This is a genomic window from Fructobacillus americanaquae (assembly GCF_024029775.1).
Lineage (GTDB): Bacteria > Bacillota > Bacilli > Lactobacillales > Lactobacillaceae > Fructobacillus > Fructobacillus americanaquae.
Genome location: NZ_CP097122.1, coordinates 46,946 through 63,224, shown reverse-complemented (window position 1 = coordinate 63,224; position 16,279 = coordinate 46,946). Strand labels below are relative to the sequence as shown.

General features: G+C 44.8%; 15 protein-coding genes. 1 reads left to right on the top strand and 14 read right to left on the bottom strand.

Annotated elements, in window-relative coordinates:
• Positions 1–2: 2 nt before the first annotated feature.
• Both M3M36_RS00330 and xerC read right to left on the bottom strand, forming a co-directional pair.
• Positions 3–878 (bottom strand): aldose 1-epimerase family protein, encoded by an 876-nt coding sequence (locus tag M3M36_RS00330; RefSeq protein ID WP_252773901.1) that lies wholly within the window; start codon positions 876–878, stop codon positions 3–5.
• Positions 879–951: 73 nt separating this feature from the next.
• On the bottom strand, positions 952–1,899 hold the full coding sequence (xerC, locus tag M3M36_RS00325) for a tyrosine recombinase XerC (RefSeq protein ID WP_252773900.1): 948 nt from the start codon (positions 1,897–1,899) through the stop codon (positions 952–954).
• Positions 1,900–2,039: 140 nt separating this feature from the next.
• On the opposite strand from xerC, the gene M3M36_RS00320 reads away from it, so the two are divergent.
• A complete protein-coding gene (locus M3M36_RS00320; protein ID WP_252773899.1) occupies positions 2,040–2,300 on the top strand; it encodes a hypothetical protein in 261 nt (86 codons plus the stop codon).
• A 117-nt stretch (positions 2,301–2,417) separates the two neighbouring features.
• On the opposite strand, the gene M3M36_RS00315 is transcribed toward M3M36_RS00320, so the two are convergent.
• The 12 genes from M3M36_RS00315 to glyQ form a co-directional block, all read right to left on the bottom strand.
• On the bottom strand, positions 2,418–3,761 hold the full coding sequence (locus M3M36_RS00315) for a PFL family protein (protein WP_252773898.1): 1,344 nt from the start codon (positions 3,759–3,761) through the stop codon (positions 2,418–2,420).
• Positions 3,762–3,805: 44 nt separating this feature from the next.
• Positions 3,806–4,075 (bottom strand): ACT domain-containing protein, encoded by a 270-nt coding sequence (locus M3M36_RS00310; RefSeq protein WP_252773897.1) that lies wholly within the window; start codon positions 4,073–4,075, stop codon positions 3,806–3,808.
• 63 nt (positions 4,076–4,138) lie between these two features.
• Positions 4,139–4,585, bottom strand: coding sequence for a nucleoside 2-deoxyribosyltransferase (locus tag M3M36_RS00305; protein ID WP_252773896.1), 447 nt, complete (start codon positions 4,583–4,585; stop codon positions 4,139–4,141).
• Between the two features lie 134 nt (positions 4,586–4,719).
• Positions 4,720–5,883 carry a hydroxymethylglutaryl-CoA synthase gene (locus M3M36_RS00300; RefSeq protein ID WP_252773895.1) on the bottom strand — a complete coding sequence of 388 codons (1,164 nt, stop codon included), beginning with the start codon at positions 5,881–5,883 and terminating at the stop codon, positions 4,720–4,722.
• A 74-nt stretch (positions 5,884–5,957) separates the two neighbouring features.
• A complete protein-coding gene (locus M3M36_RS00295) occupies positions 5,958–7,583 on the bottom strand; it encodes an ABC-F family ATP-binding cassette domain-containing protein (RefSeq protein ID WP_252773894.1) in 1,626 nt (541 codons plus the stop codon).
• Between the two features lie 95 nt (positions 7,584–7,678).
• Positions 7,679–8,074: a hypothetical protein gene (locus M3M36_RS00290; RefSeq protein WP_252773893.1), complete on the bottom strand. Its 396-nt coding sequence runs from the start codon at positions 8,072–8,074 to the stop codon at positions 7,679–7,681.
• 95 nt (positions 8,075–8,169) lie between these two features.
• Complete coding sequence (locus M3M36_RS00285; protein ID WP_252773892.1) at positions 8,170–8,913, bottom strand: RsmE family RNA methyltransferase; 744 nt, start codon at positions 8,911–8,913, stop codon at positions 8,170–8,172.
• Between the two features lie 20 nt (positions 8,914–8,933).
• Positions 8,934–9,824, bottom strand: a complete 891-nt coding sequence (locus M3M36_RS00280; RefSeq protein WP_252773891.1) for a 50S ribosomal protein L11 methyltransferase — start codon at positions 9,822–9,824, stop codon at positions 8,934–8,936.
• 74 nt (positions 9,825–9,898) lie between these two features.
• The gene (locus M3M36_RS00275; protein ID WP_252773890.1) at positions 9,899–10,996 is read right to left on the bottom strand and encodes a zinc-binding alcohol dehydrogenase family protein; all 1,098 of its coding nucleotides are present in this window, start codon (positions 10,994–10,996) and stop codon (positions 9,899–9,901) included.
• Between the two features lie 141 nt (positions 10,997–11,137).
• Entirely contained in the window at positions 11,138–12,991 is a 1,854-nt protein-coding gene (gene lepA / locus M3M36_RS00270) for a translation elongation factor 4 (RefSeq protein ID WP_252773889.1), read from the bottom strand.
• Positions 12,992–13,240: 249 nt separating this feature from the next.
• Positions 13,241–15,298 carry a glycine--tRNA ligase subunit beta gene (gene glyS, locus M3M36_RS00265; RefSeq protein WP_252773888.1) on the bottom strand — a complete coding sequence of 686 codons (2,058 nt, stop codon included), beginning with the start codon at positions 15,296–15,298 and terminating at the stop codon, positions 13,241–13,243.
• Entirely contained in the window at positions 15,298–16,245 is a 948-nt protein-coding gene (glyQ, locus tag M3M36_RS00260) for a glycine--tRNA ligase subunit alpha (protein ID WP_252773887.1), read from the bottom strand. The genes glyS and glyQ overlap by 1 nt, the downstream gene beginning before the upstream one ends.
• Positions 16,246–16,279: the final 34 nt, after the last annotated feature.

Below are 16,279 nucleotides of genomic sequence, written 5' to 3'. Positions count from 1 at the left end.
GCTTAAAAGAAGTTCATCGAGTAAGAACCATTAAAAGTATCACCCGCAGCAAGAACGTTAACGCCAAATTTTTCCTTGAAGTTTCCGGTTGCATCAACTGTATCAGCAATCCCCCACCATGGCTCGACAGCAATAAAGGGCGCATCTTTACCAGATGGTGTCCAAATGCCAACAAACTGAGCGTTATCAATTGTCATTTCCATCCCATGCTGATTTGCTAGACGAGCCAGCAAGAAGGTTGTTTTCTGACGATCAAGTTTGAGAATAATGGCATCGTCATGATAGTCTTCCTGTCGCAAGCGCAATGGAATATTTGAAGAAAATGGCGTGGGCACGTTTGGATTCGAATATGGTCCAACCAGGCGAATCCGATCATAAACCTTTTCTGGCGTCACAGATAAATAGTAATCTGAGAATTTGCCACCATCAAGGGGGAGATTAAAAGCTGGGTGGCCACCAACAGAGAAGAATAATGAATCATGACTCGCTGGGTTTTTGACCTCATATTCCACCTTTAGTGAAGAGCCATTCAAGGTGAAGATGACATCAAAGATAAAGGCAAAAGGATAAATTCGCCGTGTTGATTCGGAATCCTCCAAACGCAAACGAACCGCGTCATCTTGTTCGCTGACAATTAAAAAATCCATATTCCGAGCAAAACCGTGTTGGTTCATATAATAGGTTTGACCAGCCAATTCATACTGGTCCCCCTGCAGGCGGCCTACAATTGGGAACAGGTTAGGTGCATGCCGACCCCAATACATGGGATCCCCATACCAGATATACTCCAGTTCTGCTTCCTTATTCCATGCTGAAATCAGCTCCGCACCATGCTCACTGATCTGTACCTTTAATTTGTCATTCTCCAGAATTATCATAACTTTATTCTACTATCTATTCCCTAGAATGACAATTTAATTGGCCCGTACTGAAAAAACTTTTGGATAAAAATCATCCTTCTCTTTTTGTGTGTCTTTCACTCACCTTTTTTGCCCGTGGAAAGAAATTTTGATAGGAATCCTGAAGCATGGCTTTTGAAACATGGGTATAGATTTGGGTCGTTGAAAGGTTTTCGTGCCCCAGTAATTCTTGCACAGTTCGCATATCAGCTCCCCGATTTAATAAAGCGGTCGCAAAACTGTGGCGCAACATATGGGGATGAATTTTGCCTGTCAAACTCGTTTTTTTCATTAATTGGTTCAAAATGTAAGTCACACCAGCCGAGGTAATCGGACCGCCATTAGCATTTAAAAACACAACCTCTTCCTGGTCTAATCGGTGGTTTTTAGCTAATAAGCCCGGCCGACAATTTTCCAGATAATCCACCAAGGCCTGCTGAGCATATGAACCAAAAGGTACAAACCGGTCCTTATTTCCTTTCCCGTGAATGAGCACTAACCGTTGATTTAAATCAATTTGATCCAATGTCAACCCCGAAAACTCAGATACTCGCGTTCCCGTGGCAAATAAAAATTCCAGCAAAGCGGCATCCCGGCGCCAGAGCGGGTGGTCATTTTGATCATAAGCGACTTGGAAGAGTTCCAACAGCTCATTGTCATAAAAAAATTCTGGCAAATGCGCTTGGTGTTTCCGCAGTGCTACCCCGTCAAAGGGATTGTCGGTGGCTAAATTTTCACTTACCAAATAAGCATAGAAATTTTTCAGACTTGAAACCTTGCGGGCAATCGTCGTGCGGGCGAGCATTTGATCATATAGACCAGCCAAATAAACTCGAACATCTAAGCTTTTAATACTAGCAAAGCCTGTGAAACCACCATTATCGGTCAAATAACTAACAAATTCGTCAATATCGGTTCGATACGCTTTCACGGTTTGAAGTGAATAGCCACGTTCTGCCTGCAGGTATTGTTGGTATTGTTGGACAGCATTGATTTCCATATTGCCATTATACAATGGATAAAGGTTAAGAACTCCTTAAGATAGTTAGGATTCCTCTAACCTTGATCGATGTAGCAGTAATTAAAGGACTTGCATTGTATAGTAATACTAATTACAAAAACGATACGGAGGATTTCGTCATGAACCTACCAGTTAATTCAACGAGCAGTTACTTGCGCCACATTTTGGGGTTGAAGCGGGTCAAAGTCAATGCCTTCTTCTTGAGCATCCGTGATAACATATTAAACCACCGTGACCAACGAGAAGCATGGAAAAACGGCACAACCTTTACACCGACCCACCATGAGGCCAAAGACTTGCTCAATAAGCGGGTCATTGCTGAAAACGACCGTTATTCTTATGGTCGACGCGCTAACCATCAACACAATGATTTTAACTAATCCACCTGAAAAGCCCACTGTTTTGCAGTGGGCTTTTCGGCATTTATCAACAAAATCAGTAGCAGCAGCAAAAAATGAGTCCAAAACCAGGTCCTGGTTTTGGCTCATTTTTATTTTTTAATTTTTAAAGGAATGAATTGGCGCTGGCACGTGGCCTCCACGATTAATAAAGTCAGCAGAAGACTTAGCCACTACTGGCATAACTGGAGCAGTTCCCAACAAACCACCATAATCAACCATATCGCCAACTTTGGTACCATTCGTTGGCAAAATGCGCACAGCCGTGGTCTTATTGTTTTGCACACCGATTGCCGCTTCATCAGCAATCATTGCTGAAATCGTTGTTGCTGGTGTATCACCCGGAATGGCAATCATATCCAACCCAACAGAACAAACAGATGTCATCGCCTCTAACTTAGCCAATGACAACGTGCCAGCCTGTACGGCATCAATCATTCCGGCATCTTCTGAAACAGGGATAAAGGCTCCTGACAAGCCACCAACACCTTGTGAAGCCATAACACCACCCTTTTTAACGGCATCATTCAAGAGCATCAAAGCAGCAGTTGTTCCGTGCGTTCCAACTTGTTCCAAGCCGATTTCTTCCAAGACTTCAGCCACAGAATCACCGCGAGCTGGAGTTGGTGCCAAGGACAAATCAACAATTCCAAATGGTACCCCGAGGCGTTCCGCTGCAATTGTCCCCACTAACTGACCAACACGGGTAATCTTGAAGGCCGTCTTTTTAATGGTTTCGGCAACCACTGTGATCGATTCACCCTTCACCTGTTCTAAAGCACGCTTAACGACACCAGGACCCGAAACACCGACATTAATCACCACATCTGGTTCTGAAACACCATGGAAAGCTCCAGCCATAAAGGGGTTATCTTCAACGGCATTGGCAAAGACAACCATCTTTGAATTTGCTGTATCGGACTTGTCCGTAATGGCCTTAATCGTTTCACCCATCAATTTCACGGCATCAAGGTTGACCCCGGCCTTAGATGAACCAACGTTAATGGATGACATCACCACATCCGTTTGCGTCAAAGCATTTGGCAATGACTTAATCAAGGCTAAATCACCGTGTGAAAAACCTTTTTGCACCAAGGCGGAGTAACCACCGATAAAGTCAACACCAACTTCCTTGGCAGCATCGTCTAAGGCATGCGCCAAAACAAGGATTTCCTTTTCATCAGCATTGCCAGCAATTAGGGAAACGGGCGTCACTGAAATACGCTTATTCGTAATGGGTACACCATATTCGCGTTCAATCTGTTGACCAACTGCTACCAAGTTCTTGGCATAGGTTGTGACCTTCTTATAAACGTTCTTCGCCGTTTCATCAACTGAGCCACCAACCGTGTCCAGCAAAGAAATCCCCATCGTAATTGTTCGGATGTCAAAATTATCTTCTTTGACCATCTGAATTGTTTCTCGAATTTGTGTTGTATCCATTATTTGCTTCTTTTCTTTGTCTTTGTTCGCACTAATTTTTTAAATTAGATGTGGGACATCGTATCAAAAATTTCTTCTCGTTGTACATGCACCGTGACACCTAAGCGAGCGCCTTCTTCTTTGACAGAGGCATAGACTTCATCAAAATCAGCAGCAGCGTCGATGGCTACTAACATTGACATTGTAAAGGTTTGCGACATAATCGTCTGCGACATATCCAAAATGTTGACTCCATGTTTTGACAAGGTGGTTGCGATGCCAGCTACAATTCCTGCTTGATCCTGGCCAACAACGGTGACAACTGCTTTAATCATGATTTTCTCCTCTAATTGATCGTTTTAAACCTGATTTTTGTCAGGCCTGCCTTTTTCTGATTTTTAGATAACTTCGCCATCGTATGGCTTTGCTGGCAAAGCTTCTAAATCATACGCAGCGACATCTTCAATCTTGTCAAAGTATGCCGTTAATGACATGGCAATCATCAAGTTCAACGTAATATCTGCTTCCTCTTTGATGACCACAACCGGGATTCCCTTAGCTTTTGCATAACCGATTTCCCAAGCAGTGCCTGAATCAGTATCGGCCCGGTCAAAATCAGCCAACGCTACCATCACATCACAATTATCAATGGCTTCAACGTCAGACCCATAGGCAGCATGACGCCATGGTTCCGAAAAAAGTTCATATTCAGCATGCTGATGCTTCCGAGGTGAAAAAACGTGGCCCACCTGGTCGTGTTCTTCCAAGACCTTTTCAAGACGCTCAGCCTTCTTAATCTGTGTTTCTGAAAAAAATGGTCCAGCCAAATAAATCCGCTTTGCCATGGATAATTCTCCTTTTCTTACCTGCTTATCTATTCTATTAGTTTACCAAAAGCAGGTTGCAACGGGATAACATTCTAAATGAAAAATAGAACAAAAATAGAACATTGGCCACACTTTGTCACCAATGTTTGTCTTTAGCTCATCTGATAGCGACGGTGGCCATTTTGCCAGCCAACAAATTGGCAGCGATCCGTGTTTTTGGGACCCGCCGTCGTCGCATCAACCTGATAATCAAATAGCTGTGAGTTGAAGACATCCTCGTACTCACTAACTGAAAGCAAACGACGGTCGGCCAACATCGTAACGACGTCCTGGCCGACAATAGCAGATTGGAAGTTTTCTTGGATTTTTAATGAAAAGAGTTCGGCCTCTGCTCCAGAACCATAAGAAAAGACGGCCAACCGTTGACCTGCAATGATTTGTCCCTGTTGCAATAACGAAAGCAGCGCGAGATAGACTGACCCTGTGTAGAGGTTACCAACTTGACGGTTATAAACCTGTGAGGCCGCCAGTTGCTCCTGCAAAAATTTTTGCTGCTCAGGCGTTGCTTGGTCCAGAATCTGGTCCAAGGCCTTCTTCCCCATCTTCGTGTATGGTAAATGGAAGGCAAAACCTGCAAAGTCAGCCAACGCTAACTTTGTCTTGGCTGTATATCGGCTCCAAAGCGTCAAAAACATTTCCTTGTAAATATCCGTTGACAGATGACCGTCAACCAAGGCCGTTGTTGAGGCCACTGGTCGCCAAAAATCAGGAACGTCCTGACTCATATAAACAGAGTCATCTTCGATAGCAGCAATAGCTGGGTCAGCGCTGACCACTATGGCAATTGCACCGGCCCCCTGTGTGACTTCTCCGGCTGTCTTCAATCCATAGCGGGCGATATCGGCCGCAATAACCAAAACTTTCTTATCAGGATGCAGGCGCACGTAGTCCTTGGCTTGCATCAGACCGTAAGTGCCAGCATAGCAAGCCTGCTTCATTTCAATGGTGCGAATGTATGGCGATAAATTCAATAACTTCTGCGCAAAGACGGCCGCTGATTTGGAATTATCCACCCCAGATTCAGTGGCAAAAATCAGCATCTCAATCGCCTCAATATCTGCAGCAGTCAAGATTTTTTTAGCGGCATTGACGCCCATTGTCACCACGTCTTCGTAATTTGGCACGACAGACTGAACCGACTGGCCAATTCCAATCGTATATTTATCAGGCTCATCGCCTCTCGCTTTGGCCAATTCGACCATATCAAGCGCTAGTCCTGGTGTGTAGAAAGCTAATTTATCAATACCTACAGTCATTAAAAATCTCCTTTTTACTTAAGCAAAAAAGCGCTCGAAAGCGCTCCTTAACGGCCTTCACCATCAGCTCATCATTAATCGTACAAGGCCTTCACCTTAGCTTGAATACTGTCGGTGTTAATAAAGTCATCATAAGTGGTATCCAAACGGTCAACGACACCCTTGGCAGAAACTGCAACGATATGGTTTGCCGTCGTCTCCAAAAATTCGTGGTCATGAGATGTCATGATGACAGAACCCTTAAAGTCCGCAACCGCATCGTTCAATGACTGGATTGATTCCAAATCCAAGTGGTTTGTTGGATCATCAAGCAACAAAACGTTGGCCTTTAATAGCATCAACTTAGCCAAAACGATTCGAACCTTTTCACCACCAGACAAAACCTTAATTTGCTTCAAGGCGTCATCACCCTTAAAGAGCATTTGGCCAAGCATACCACGCAATGACGTGTTGTCCTTCTGCTCTTCTTCGGCAAAATCACGCAACCAGTCCAAAATGACCTTTTCCTGGTCGTCGAAATTATCATTCAGGTCCTTAGCCAAATATGACTGGGTTGTCGTGACACCCCAAGTGACAGAACCTGTATCAGGTTCCATCGTACCTGCCAAAATTTGCATCAACGTTGTCGTTGCCAAATCAGACCGGGACAAGATAGCAATTTTGTCGCCAGGACGACCAGTAAAGGTAATATTATCCAAAACCTTTTCACCATCAATCGTCTTGGAAACCCCTTCAACGCGAACTAAGTCATTTCCTAATTCACGGTTCAACGGGAAGGAAATGTAAGGGTACTTACGAGACGAAGGCTTGATATCATCCAAAGTAATCTTATCCAACTGCTTCTTACGAGCTGTTGCCTGCTTTGACTTTGAGGCATTGGCTGAGAAGCGCGCGACGAATTCCTGCAGCTGCTTAATTTGCTCTTCCTTCTTAGCATTTTGCTGTGAAGCCAAGCGTTGTGCCAATTCAGCTGATTCACGCCAGAAATCGTAGTTTCCAACGAACGGCGTAATCTTACCGTAGTCGACATCTAAGATATTCGTTGAAACAACATTCAAGAAGTGACGGTCGTGCGAAACAACAATCACGAGGTTCTCAAAGTCGGCCAAGAAGTCTTCCAACCAAGCAATCGTTTGCACGTCCAACCCGTTGGTGGGCTCATCCAAAACCAAGATATCTGGATTACCAAACAAGGCCTGAGCCAACAAGACCTTCACCTTATCGTTTTCAGTCAAGTCGCCCATCATGCTCTGTTGCATTGATTCATCGATGCCCAACTTCGTCAATAGTTGGGCTGCTTCAGTTTCAGCGTTCCAACCGTCCAGCTCTTCAAATTCAGCAGACAAGTCGCCTACTCGCACCCCATCTTCATCTGAAAAATCAGGCTTAGCATAGATAGCATCCATTTCAGTCTTAACCTGGTAGAGGCGTTCATGTCCCTGGATGACCGTATCCATCACCGTAAAGTCGTCAAAGGCGAAGTGATCCTGCTGCAAAGATGACATCCGGTCGTTATCACTAATGCTGATGACACCCTCAGTCGGTTCCAATTCTCCTTGAAGCAATTTCAAAAAGGTTGACTTACCAGCACCATTGGCTCCGATAATGCCGTATGTATGGCCCGGGACCAACTTTAAGTTAACGTCCTGGTAAAGTTTCTTACCAGAAAATGAAAATGACATGTCTGCAACAGTAATCACGAATGCTTCCTCCAAAGGGGTAAAAAGTAAAAAATTATTCTCTTAGTATTTTAACAGAAAAGCGCCCCCTTTTGGGGGACGCTTTCTTTGATTATTTAAAGATCTTCATAACCGCCATCGATTGGCAATAGGTCTTCATCAGGATCAGACCGGGTATCAGACCAAAAAGTAAAAATCGTCAAAACCAAGTACAAACCGGCTAAATAATAACCGTATTCAGTATCAACCCAGTCAAAATACCAGGTCGTCACCAAGGCAAAAAGCAGTGGCTGCGCAAAAATCCAGTAAAAACGCAGACCTTGCTTGCGAATGTAAGCGCCAAAGTACAAGGCAAAGCCCCCATTTAAGACAAAGCAAAGCCAAAAGACCAGATTAATATCTGACCAATCAAATTTGTCGGCCATAAATGGCAAGAAGACTGCCACGAAAAGCATGACCAATAAGTTATAAAACCAAGCAGAGTGGTGTAATTTATTTAAAAAATTACGCATGTAAAAACCTCATTCACAGTGAAATTGTTATAACAAATTATAGGCTGTTTAACCTATGAGGGCAAGGTTTTTCACAACCTAGACTCATTTTTCTGTTATTTTTCTAATTCTAATAATGTTGATAAAGCGGCTAACGTGTACAGTGGTGCCGTTTCGGCCCGCAAGATTCGGGGCCCCAAACCACCGGGACGATAACCGGCCTCTTGCAAGGTATTAATCTCCTTTTCAGTCAAACCACCTTCTGGTCCAAAGACGGCAACAAAATGCTGACCGGGTTGACTAATCTGTGCCAAATCCACCAAAGCCGCTTTTTCTCCCTGCTTAGCAGATTCTTCCCAAGCAACCAACCCCTGATCTTTTTCCAGTGCCAAAACCTCAGCAAAATCAGCAAAACGAATTTCTGGCACTTTCAGCCGGTGTGATTGTTCGGCAGCACCGACTGCCTTGGCCCGCAACCGCTCTAACTGTTTAGCTTTCTGTTTTTCATTCCAAGCAACGACCGACCGCTCCATCGGCACGAAAAGTAAGCGACTGGCACCCAGTTCGGTTGCCTTCTCCGCCAGCCACTCGTTGCGATCTTTTTTAATTGGAGAAACCACCAACGTGACTTCAACAGGTAATTCAACCTGCTGATCAATGTCGGTTAGCACCTTAATCACCGCCTGACTCTGGCCGATTTCTTCGACCTGCCCAAACACCAAGCGCGATTGGCCATCAAAAAATTCCGCTTTTGTACCCACTTTGGCTCGTAAAACCTTAACCAAGTGCTTAAAGGCCGGCATATCTGCTGTCAAGATGATGGTATTTTGAATCGGTTCTTCTAAAAAATAACGTTGCATCGTTTTCTCTTCCTAAAAAATCAGTCGCTGATTAAGTCATCCGCCTTTTTTGTAATAAAGGCATGCCAAGTTCCTTGGTTCAAGTGCTGAACAATCGTCAGTCCGTGGCTTTTTAAAGCCCGCTCAATGGCTGGTTCCACATCGTCATAAATTCCCGAAACTAAGAAGTAACCACCTGCCGTGAGCATTGGCACTACTTGGGGAATCAGTGGCGTAATCACATCAGCTAAAATATTCGCCATAATCAAATCAGATTGATTCCATTCTTTTGGTACATCCTGCATCAAATCCGACGCAATAACGGTCACATCATGCGCCACAGGGTTTAACGCTAAATTAGCTTGGGCCGTCGAAACCGCCTCTTGGTCAATATCAGTTGCCAATATTAAACCAACCCCCAGGTGTTTAGCAGCTACCGCTAAAACACCCGACCCAGTCCCAACGTCAATCGTTTTTTCACCGCCACGCACCACTGTTTCCAAGGCTTGAAGCATCAAAGAAGTGGTTGGATGCGTACCGGTCCCAAAGGCTTGGTCGGGATCCATCACAATTAATTTTTCTTGGTCCTGATCTTTTTGGTAGTCTTCCCAAGCGGGCACAACCGTAAACTGGTTGGTCACCCGACTAGCATGGTAGTAATTTTTCCATTCGTTTTCAAAGACAGTTGAGTCCAATTTCTCCTGTGAAATTGGTTGACTATTAATGGCTAGCCCCCGTTCAGCAAGGGTTGTTAACCCGGCAATATAAGTTGCAATCTGATTTTCAAAGCCCTCTTGCTGAATATCTTGGTAAATGGTAACCGTCTCTGTCCCCTGCTCGGCGCCCTCTGCTCCAAGTGCTACCAAAGTTGCAATCACCACATCCTGATTTTCAGCCGGCACCTGCCAAACAACCTTTTGATACGTAATCATCTTTTTCCTCGTTTACTATTCCTACAACAACACAAATAAAAACGAGGACCGCTTGGTCCCCGTCCCAAATCGTGTTAATTATTAGCATCTGCCATCGTAACCTTCACTGGTGCGACATTATTGGCAATTGTCTGCTCAACCTTATTATTGGCCTCTTCTTCGGCCATGCAATCGATGACCACTTTCCCCATCGTGTGGTGACTAGTGACATCCTGATTGGCACGACGTACATTTTCAGCCGATAATCCCTGATAAACCTTTGTAACGGTTGGCCGAATTACCCCTTGGTCCAAAAGGTTAGCGACATCACGCAAAATTTGTCCCTGCTCAGCAAGGTTAAAGTTCTCATTGCCACGCGCTAACATAAAGGTCCAAGAAAAGGAAACGGCCTTACTCTTTAAGTCACCTAAGTCAACTGGTAAAGTAGTTTCAACAATGGCCGCGATTTCACCATAGGGCTTAATGACCGCCGCCATCAAGTCCCAATAGGCCGTCGTATCCTGCAAGTTGGCAATGTAGTCAACTTGAGCAAAGTTAATGGCTACCAACTGTTTTTGCAAGTCTTCATGATAATCAAGGACAAAATCAGCACCCAATTCTCTCACCCAGTTCTTTGACTCAGTTGTTCCCGCCGTTGCAATCACTGTTAGTCCGAGATACTTGGCCATTTGAACCAAGACTGAACCAACACCACCAGCACCATTGATAATGAGCACTGATTTTTCTTGGGCACTATTCTGAATAATCGGTAAATGAAAACCATGGTGCAAAACATCATGAGCCGTAATGGCAGTCAAAGGCATGGCTGCGGCATCCACATTGTCTAAATTCTTTGGTACCAGCGCAATTAAGTCCGCCTCAATCACTTGAAACTCGGCATCGGCACCGAAGGCGTGTTGCTTACCAGCGTAAAAGACGCGGTCGCCGACAGAAAAGTCCGTCACGTCCTTACCAACCTCTTCAATCACACCAACAACATCAAGACCAAAAACGCGAAAGACGCCATCCTGACGATAACCAGCCCGCATCTTCGTATCAACAGGGTTAACAGCTGTTGCCAATATTCGAACCAAAACCTCATCGCCGTTTGGCTTTGGTTGGCGTACTTGTCGTTCCACAAAAGCGTCTGTTGTTTCTAAAGGCCCATTATGAGTGATGCCAATTGCAATCATTTTGGGTCGAAAATAGTTGGTTATTTTTTGAAATACAGTTTTTAAGGACATTCAACTATGCTCTCCTTCGAATCGTTTGTACCGTTATTTTAAACTGGATTCTTTATTTTTTCAAACAAGACCACTCAGGTTGTAACAAACTTAATTACCGCGAGCATACTTTTCGTCATCATCCGTCTGCAAAACCGCCATAAAGGCTTCTTGAGGAACGGTAACCGTTCCCACGGCTTTCATCCGCGCTTTACCACGCTTCTGCTTGTCCAAAAGCTTCGCCCGCCGATCAGGATCACCCGTGTGAATCTTTGAAGTCACATCCTTTCGGTAAGCCTTAATGTTTGTTCGAGCCAAAATTTTGTTGCCAATTGCTGCTTGAACCGGAATTTCAAAGTTTTGCCTTGGAATGATTTCCTTCAATTTAGAAGTAATCACGCGACCCCGTTCTGCCGCAAAATCACGGTGCACGATAAAGGACAAGGCATCGACCTTTTCTGAATTGAGAAGAATATCAATTTTGACCAAATCAGCTGGGCGATAGCCATCGATTTCATAATCCAAAGAAGCATAGCCACGCGTTGATGATTTCAACTTGTCAAAGAAATTAAAGATAATTTCGGACAACGGCAAATAATACTTGACGTTCACCCGGTTTTCATCCAAGTACTCCATTGTATCGAATTCGCCACGCTTGCGCTGAGCTAGCTCCATCACTGCCCCAACATACTCATTTGGCACCATAATGTTTCCGTGAATAAACGGTTCTTCAATCATTTTGATTTGTTGACTTTCTGGCAATTCAGACGGGTTTTCAATCATCAAAACCTCACCGTCAACCGCCGTTACTCGGTAAGTAACAGAAGGTGCCGTTGTGACCAAGTCCAAATCGAACTCACGTTCCAAACGTTCTTGAATCACATCCATGTGCAAGAGCCCGAGGAAACCAACTCGGTAACCAAAGCCCAAAGCTTGTGAAGTTTCGGGTTCAAAAGTCAGCGCAGCATCGTTTAACTGCAACTTTTCCAAAGCCTCTCGTAAGTCACCATACTTGGCATTATCTGAAGGATACAATCCCGAATAAACCATTGGTGTCATTGGTTGGTAACCAGGGAGCGGTTCATCGGCTGGATTGTCGACCAGTGTCACCGTATCACCTGAATGTGTGGTTTGAATGTCCTTGATTGACGCCGTCAAATAACCAACGTCACCAGCCATCAGGTAATCACGCTTTTGTGCATCCGGTGACATCACGCCGACTTCCGTCACCTCGTATTCTGCCCCGGTGTTCATCATCTTCACCCGGTCACCAGGTTTAACAACACCCTCACGCACTCGCAAGTTCACTACTACGCCACGATAGGCATCATACTGTGAGTCAAAAATCAAAGCCCGTAATGGCGCTTCCAGATCACCATCCGGTGCTGGAAAATCAGAAACAATCCGTTCTAAGAGTTCAGGAATACCGATTCCCTGCTTAGCCGAGACTAGGACGGCATCAGAAGCGTCAAGACCAATCACATCCTCAATTTCGCCCTTGACCATCTCTGGATCAGCAGCAGGCAAATCAATTTTATTAATGACCGGTAAGATTTCAAGGTCATTATCAATTGCCAAATAAACATTGGCTAAGGTTTGCGCCTCCACTCCCTGGGCGGCATCGACCACTAAGATGGCCCCTTCCGCCGCTGCCAAAGACCGTGAAACCTCGTAAGAGAAGTCCACGTGCCCCGGTGTATCAATCAAATGAAAGATGTAAGTTTCGCCATCATTAGCTTTATAATGAACCTCAACCGCATTCAATTTGATGGTAATGCCGCGCTCCCGTTCCAAATCCATGGTATCCAGCAGCTGGTTTTGCATATCACGCTCGGCCACCGTTTGGGTCTGTTCCAAAATCCGGTCGGCAATCGTCGACTTTCCGTGGTCAATATGAGCCACGATTGAAAAGTTTCGAATCCGCTTTTGCCGTTTTTTTAATTCTTCTAAAGTAAAATCTGCCATGAATATCCTGCTTTTTTAGAGTCTGTACTTACTCTTCATTTTACAGGAAAACCCTGGTGAAACAAAGCGTTATTCTTGCTTTGCCTTAATACTTGAAATCTTCAAAAGGCATTCACTCAAGGTCAACCAAGCAAAAATTAACAACATATTGGCTAATTTTAGTGGTCTCCCAGATCACTTTCATGCACAAAAAAACAGGGAGATGCTATTCTCACCTGTTTCTTTAGTCAAGTAAACTTATAAGTTTACTTATTTGACAACGATTTTTTCAATATCCCCAAGGCCAACTATCAACTTGTCTAAGGCCTGCAACTGTGCATAGCGGTTATTCTTAATCGCCTTCTTCTTGTCATTAACCAACGTATTTTCAAAGTAAGCAGCAATTGGTTCTTGCAAGGCAGCCAATGCTTGATACAGTGATTCTGCGCCCTGTTTCTCCAAGTCAACCAAGTTCAAGTTCTTGCTTGCTGCGTACAAAGCCTTTTCCTGATCATTTTCAAACAAGTCCGGCTTAACAGGGACATCACTGCGTTCTTTACTAGCTAAGCGACTTACTCGAGAAAAAGACTCAATCACATCGCGGAAGTTTGCATCCTTTGAATGCTTTGCTAAGACCGCTGTTCGGTCGGCCACGTAAACCAAATCACCAGTTACTACGTTGGCCGTTCCAGCAGAAACGATGTCAGAACGAACGCCAGCATCGGCTGCTTGCTTCTTGACACGGTCTGTCAAAAAGGCCATGACCTGGGCCAAATCAGCATCCGCTACATTCTTGTTTTGGTCCTTGAAGTTAGCCAAAACGGTTTCCAAGTCAAGACGCCAGTCATGCGCTTCCAGCGTCTTAACGACTCCAGTTGCTGCCCGACGTAAACCATAAGGGTCGTTGGCACCTGAAGGAATCAGGTCAGCCGCAAAGAAGGTCACGATGGAATCGAGCTTATCGGCGACAGCCAACACCGCTCCAATTTTTGAAGCAGCTACTGCGCCGGTTGCTGAAGTTGGCAAATAGTGTTCCAAGATCGCATGAGCAACGACGTCATTTTCACCAAAGAGCTTGGCGTAGTGTTCCCCCATCACACCCTGCAATTCGTCAAATTCACCGACCATGCCAGTCATCAGGTCAAACTTATAAATTTCAGTGGCCCTGTTCAAATCAGACAATTCTTCGTATGAAAGACCAAGTACTTGTCCCAATTGACCAGCCAAAGCCCGGACACGAACCATGTGTTCGTAGACGGTACCAATTTTTTCATGGAAGACCAGTTTTTTCACCCGGTCCATGTAGTCATCAATCGACTTTTGTTGGTCTTCTTGGTAGAAGAAGACAGCGTCTTCCAAACGAGCAACCAAGACCTTTTCATTTCCGGCAACCACGTTGGCCAAGTTTTCTTCATTTCCATTGCGGACAGAAAGGAAGTGTGGCAATAGGTCACCCTGGTCATCCGTCACAAAGAAGAAGCGTTGATGGTCACGCATCGAAGTTATCAAGACTTCCTTTGGCAAATCCAGGTACTTTTGGTCAAAGTTACCGGCGAAGGCCGTTGGCCATTCGACGATATTATTAACTTCTTCCAAAAGGTCTTGTGCTTGATCAGTGGTCAAATTCAAGTGCCAGTTTTGGCTCTGAGCAATCTTTTCCAACTGCGCTTGAATGGTTGCCTTGCGTTTGGCTGCATCAGCCATCACAAAAGCATCTTGCAATGTCTGCTCATATTCAGCAGCACCCGCAATCGTCACATTTTCCGTTGATAAGAAACGGTGACCACGAGTTGTCCGACCTGTTTGAACGTCCAAAACAGAAAAATCAACCACATCCTGGTCCAAAAGGGCCACTAACCAGCGGATTGGACGAATATAAGCGAAACTGTGATTGCCCCACTTCATGTAAGTTGAGAAGGTCATTTTTTCAACAACTTCCTTGCCCAACTTTGCTAAAATTTCCGCGGCTGAAACACCGGCAATTTCAGTCTTGGCCCACAAGTAGCCATCCTTCTCGATCAAGGCTTCTGGCGTCGTCTTCTGTCCACGAGCAAATCCCTGAGCAGCCTTCGACCAATCACCGTTGTCATCCTTAGCACGGTCAATGGCTGGTCCCCGCTTTTCTTCTTCAACGGCTTTTGAGCCGGTCGCCAAGCCAGTCAATTCGACAGCTAAGCGTCGTGGCGTTGAGAATGGCTTCATCGCTTCATAATCGAGTCGGTGCTCGTCTAAGAAATCAGAAACTCGGTCGATAAGCTGCTTTTCAGAACTCGTCACCAAGTGGGCTGGCATTTCTTCCAAACCAATTTCTAAAATAAAATCTGCCATTAGTCCTGCTCCTCCTTCTTGGCGTACTTTCCCTTAGCACCCAAGTACTTTTCACGTAATGCCTCGTCCTTTAACAATGGGAAGCCAAGCTTAGCTCGTTCTTCAATAAAGACCTTTGAAACCTGCCGAGCCATTGTTCGAATTCGGTGCAAATAACCAGCTCGTTCTGTTACAGAAACCGTTCCTCTGGCATCCAAAAGGTTAAAGGTATGAGATGACTTCAAAATATAGTCATAGGCCGGATGAACCAAGCCTAATGCCAAATTATGCTGAGCTTCCTTTTCATAATCATCAAAATGTTGGAGTAACATTTCCTGATTTGACTCCTCAAAGGCATACTTTGAGTGTTCATATTCCGGTTCTTTGAAAATATCACCATACAGAACGCCATGACCCCATTCCAAATCATAAACCGTTGGCACATCCTGGATGTAAGAGGCTAGCCGTTCCAAACCATAGGTGATTTCAGCCGTAACGGAATCAACTTCAATTCCACCAACTTGTTGGAAATAAGTGAACTGCGTCACTTCCATCCCGTCTAACCAAACTTCCCAACCGATTCCGGCCGCACCCATTGAAGGATTTTCCCAGTTATCTTCAACAAAACGAATGTCATGTTCCAAGGGCTTAATACCCAAGGCTTCCAAAGAAGCAAGGTACAATTCCTGAATATTGTCAGGTGAAGGCTTCATCACTACCTGAAATTGGTGGTGTTGGAACAAACGGTTTGGATTGTCACCATAACGACCGTCGGCTGGTCGCCGTGAAGGCTGAACATAGGCTGCTCGCCAGGGTTCTGGACCGTTAGCGCGCAAGAAGGTATAAGGGCTTTGAGTTCCCGCTCCAACTTCGTTATCGTAAGCCTGCATCAAGTTAGCGCCCTTTGCGGCCCAAAACTCTTGCAGGGTCAAAATAATGTCTTGTACTGATAATTTTTCACTGGACATAAGTCTTTCCTTTATTTTTCATCATTAAAATTTT